This window comes from Microbacterium enclense, from assembly GCF_004022425.1.
Taxonomy (GTDB): domain Bacteria; phylum Actinomycetota; class Actinomycetes; order Actinomycetales; family Microbacteriaceae; genus Microbacterium; species Microbacterium enclense_A.
Map to the genome: position 1 here is coordinate 1 of NZ_RBZY01000105.1, position 4,745 is coordinate 4,745.

At 68.7% G+C, this 4,745-nt stretch carries 2 protein-coding genes and 1 pseudogene; all 3 read right to left on the bottom strand.

All coding sequences use genetic code 11. The features are described from left to right. Window positions 1-1,838 (bottom strand): 1,4-alpha-glucan branching protein GlgB (gene glgB, locus D8Y23_RS16120; protein WP_128219052.1); only part of this gene is annotated, 1,838 nt, incomplete at its 3' end. Next, on the bottom strand, window positions 1,835-3,919 hold the full coding sequence (locus D8Y23_RS16125) for a maltotransferase domain-containing protein (protein WP_428844488.1): 2,085 nt from the start codon (window positions 3,917-3,919) through the stop codon (window positions 1,835-1,837). The genes D8Y23_RS16125 and glgB, both read right to left, overlap by 4 nt. An 83-nt stretch (window positions 3,920-4,002) precedes the next feature. Beyond that, window positions 4,003-4,745, bottom strand: a pseudogene (locus D8Y23_RS16130) (glycogen debranching enzyme); the annotation flags it as partial.

Consider the following 4,745-nt stretch of genomic DNA (forward strand, 5'->3'; position numbering starts at 1 on the left):
CCGTCGTGGTCGCGCGACCACAGCGGGGCGTGCTCACGGTAGACGCGGTTCAATTCCGCCACGAAGGAGTGCAGCTGCGCGTGCGACGGCTGGTCGAGCATCCACCAGTCGAGGCTGCGCGACTCGGACCACTCGGACATCTGCCCGAATTCCTGACCCATGAACAGCAGCTGCTTGCCGGGGTGACCCCACATGTACGCCAGGAACGTCCGCATGTTGGCGAGCTTCTGCCAGTGGTCGCCCGGCATGCGACCGAACAGGCTGCCTTTGCCGTGCACGACCTCGTCGTGGCTGATCGGCAGGATGAAGTTCTCGCTGAACGCGTACACGAACGAGAACGACAGCTCGCCCTCGTGATGCGAGCGGTACATCGGGTCGCGCCCGATGTACTGGAGCGAGTCGTTCATCCAGCCCATGTTCCACTTGAACCCGAAGCCGAGTCCGGCGTGGGCGGTGGGCGCGGTGACGCCCGGGAAGCTCGTCGATTCCTCCGCGATCATCGCGATACCCGGGTAGCGCTTGTAGGCGGTGGCGTTCACCTCCTGCAGGAACCGGATCGCCTCGAGGTTCTCGCGCCCTCCGAACTGGTTGGGGGCCCACTCGCCGTCGTTGCGGGAGTAGTCGAGGTAGAGCATGGATGCCACGGCATCCACGCGCAGTCCGTCGACGTGGAATTCCTCGAACCAGTACAACGCGTTCGCGACGAGGAAGTTGCGCACCTCGTTGCGGCCGTAGTCGAAGATGAGGGTTCCCCAGTCCTTGTGCTCGCCGCGGCGCGGGTCGGGGTGCTCGTAGAGCGCTTCGCCGTCGAACTTCGCGAGGGCGAAGTCGTCCTTGGGGAAGTGGCCGGGAACCCAGTCCATGATCACGCCGATGTCGGCCTGGTGCAGCCGGTCGATGAGATAGCGGAGGTCGTCGGGATCGCCGAATCGGCTTGTGGGGGCGTAGTAGCCCGACACCTGGTAGCCCCAGGACCCCCCGAACGGGTGCTCGGCCAGCGGGAGGAACTCGACGTGGGTGAACCCCTGCGCGCCGACGTAATCGATGATCTCGTCGGCGGCGTCCCGGTACGACAGCCCGGGTCGCCACGACCCGAGGTGCAGCTCGTAGATCGACATGGGCCGGTCGATGGGGGCGGTGCGGGACCGCTCATCGATCCACTCGTCGTCCGCCCAGCGGTACTCGGACGCGGTGACGACCGACGCGGTCGCCGGCGGGACCTCTGCGAGGCGTGCCATCGGATCGGCCTTCTGGATCCAGGCGCCCGCTCGCGTGAGGATCTCGAACTTGTAGCGCGCGCCGACGCCGACCTCGGGAACGAACAGTTCCCAGACACCGCTGCCGCCCATCGAGCGCAATGCGCTGCCCGTTCCGTCCCACCCGTTGAAGTCGCCGATGACCCGCACTGCGCGGGCATCGGGCGCCCACACGGTGAAGGCCGTTCCGGTCGAGCCGTCGAGCTCGCGGACGTGCGCGCCCAGGACCCGCCACAGCTCCTCGTGGCGCCCCTCCGAAATGAGGTGCAGGTCCAGCTCGCCGAGCGAGGGCGCGTGCCGGTACGGGTCGTCAACGATGTGCTCCGCGCCGTCGTCGTACGTCGCACGCACACGGTACGGGCCGGGGGCTTCGTCGACGACGCCCTCCCAGATACCGGCACGCGTGTGGGCCAGTTCCACCGCGGAGCCGTCTTCGCGCTCCGCGACGACCGCCTGCGCGAGCGGGCGCCGCGTGCGGATGATCCAGCCGTCGGCGCTCTGGTGCGCACCGAGCACGCTGTGCGGGTCGTGGTGGGCGCCGTGGGCCACGGCATCCAGGAGATCGGGGGGAAGGGCAGTCATCGTGCCTCCTTCACGTGCAGGATGTGCACGGGTTCGTCGAACGCGTCGAGGCGTACGAAGTTGTGATCTGCCCAGGTCCAGACGGCACCGGTCACGAGGTCTTCGACCTCGTAGGAGGTGCCGGGCTCCGCGCCCCAGATGGTCGTGTCGAGATGAACCGTGGTCGCGCGCGTGGAATGCGGGTCGACGTTCGCGACGACGATGATCGTGTCGGATTCTCCGGTGGGGGACAGAGCCGCGTCGAGGTGCTTGGCGTAGACGAGGATCGCGTCGTCGTCACTCCACTGCACGTGGAGGTTACGCAATTGCCGCAGGGCGGGGTGGTCGCGTCGGATCTCGTTGAGCCTGCGCAGGTACGGGGCGAGCGAGTCGCCGGCGGCCTCGCTGCCCTCCCAGTCGCGGAACTTGTACTCGTACTTCTCGTTGTCGATGTTCTCTTCGGAGCCCGGCCGTGCGACGTTCTCGTACAGCTCGTACCCGGCGTAGACGCCGTAGGTCGGCGCGGCCGTCGCGGCGAGGGCGGCACGGACCTTGTACGCCGGACGACCGCCGAACTGCAGGTACTCCGTGAGGATATCGGGCGTGTTGACGAACAGGTTGGGCCGCAGGAAGTCGGCCGTCTCGTGCGCGAGCCCATCGAAGAACTCCTCGAGCTCCTCCTTGGTGTTCCGCCACGTGAAGTAGGTGTAGCTCTGCTGGAATCCCGCCATCGCGAGACCCTGCAGCGGGGCGGGGCGTGTGAAGGCTTCGGCCAGGAACACCGTGTCGGGCTCCTCCGCGCTGATCGTCGCGATGAGCCACTCCCAGAACTGCAGGGGCTTGGTGTGCGGGTTGTCGACACGGAAGATCTTCACGCCCTGCGCGATCCAGTGCCGCACGATCCGGAGGACCTCGGCGCGGATGCCATCGGGATCGTTGTCGAAGTTGACCGGGTAGATGTCCTGGTACTTCTTCGGGGGGTTCTCGGCGTACGCGATCGATCCGTCGGGGAGCGTCGTGAACCACTCGGGGTGCTCGGTGACCCACGGGTGGTCGGGCGAGGCCTGCAGCGCCAGGTCCAGGGCCACCTCGATGCCCTGCGCGCGGGCGGCGTCCACGAATGCGCGGAAGTCCTCGAGGGTGCCGAGGTCGGGGTGGACCGTGTCGTGTCCGCCGGCCGATGCGCCGATCGCCCACGGGGAGCCGGGGTCGCCGGGGGAGGTGACGAGCGTGTTGTTCGGACCCTTGCGGTTCTGTTCGCCGATCGGGTGGATCGGCGGGAGGTACAGCACGTCGAAGCCCATGCCGGCGACGCCGGGGAGCCGGTCCACGGCCGTACGGAACGTGCCGCTCACGACCGATCCGTCCTCGGCGCGGGTGGCGCCCTCCGACCGCGGGAAGAACTCGTACCACGCGCCCACTCCGGCGCGCTCGCGCTCGACGAGCAGCTCGGCATCCTTGCCCGCCGAAACGAGCGCCATCATCGGACGCGTCGCGAAGAGCTCGGCGATCTCGGGGTCGCGGACCACCTGAAGCGCGACGTCGTCGTGGACATCCGGGTCGCGGAGGGTGCGCGCGGCGGTGTAGAGCAGGTCTTTGTCGCCGCTGGGGCGCTTCTTCTCGCCGCGGGCGCGGTCGAAGAGCTGTGCGCCCATCTCGCGCATGAGTGCGGAGTCGACCCCCGCCGCGATCTTCACCTCGGCGGCGTGCTCCCAGGTGGCGAATTCGTCGGCGAACGCCTCGAAATGGAAACGCCACACACCCTGCTCGAGCGGCGCGACGAGTGTCGACCAGCGGTCGAACCCGTCGTTCAGGGGGGAAAGCCGGTGCAGCGACTCATCGCCCGACGGCGAGAACAGTCGCACGTGGACGCCGATACGGTCGTGTCCCTCGCGGAAGGCGGTGACCGTGAAGGGCACCGCCTCGCCGACGAAGGCGGAGGGGCGGAACCGGCCACCCGGAACGTGCGGGTGCGGCAGCGCCAGCGGAATGCGCGGCGTCACCACTCCCTTCGAGGGCGTCGGCTTGATCGGACGCACCGGGATCGAGGCGGCGCTGCGCCAGGGGGACACGGGCGTGGGGGTCGTCGTCGTGGTGGCCACGGTCCGAACCTATCGTGGCCCGGCGACGTTCCCCCAGGGCTTGCCCCGGGCCTTGACAGGACGGGCCGGATCGCGGATGCCGCTCAGCCGGTCGCCTCAACGCGGAACAACCGCATCGAGGTCCCGACGAACGGCACGACGTCGCCGGGGGCGAAACGCGGGGTATCCTGCGCGGGCGCGTCGTCGGCGCTCGACCACAGCTCGATGTACCCGACGTCGTCGGAGAGCACGGGGAGCGCCACGTCGACCGGGCTCTCGTTTCCGTGGACGACGAGGAGGATGCGATTGGGGTCCTCGTTCTCGGGCGTCGAGGTCGCGAGGTATTGCAGCGTGCGGTGCGAGGGATCGGTCCAGCGGTCGCTGGACATGGTCTCACCGTGCTCGTCGTACCAGTCCATGACCGACGCGGAGGGGATGCGTTCCCCGAGCCGTGCGAACCGGACGGGACGCAGCGCGGGGTTGTCGCGACGAAGCGCCAGGAGCCGCCGGGTGTGCGCCAGCAGGTCCTGCTGCCAGGGGGCGAGCTCCCAGGACAGCCAGGTGAGGGGCGAGTCGTGGCAGTAGGCGTTGTTGTTGCCCCGCTGCGTCCGACCCATCTCATCACCGGCGGTGATCATGGGCACGCCCGCCGACAGCAGCAGCGTGCCGAGGAGGTTGCGCATGGCCTTCCGGCGCGTGGCGAGGATGCGCGGGTCGTCGGTCTTGCCCTCGGCGCCGTGGTTGTAGGACCGGTTGGTGTCGGCTCCGTCGCGGTTCTGCTCTCCGTTGCCGAGGTTGTGTTTGACGTCGTAGGACACGAGGTCGCGGAGCGTGAAGCCGTCGTGCG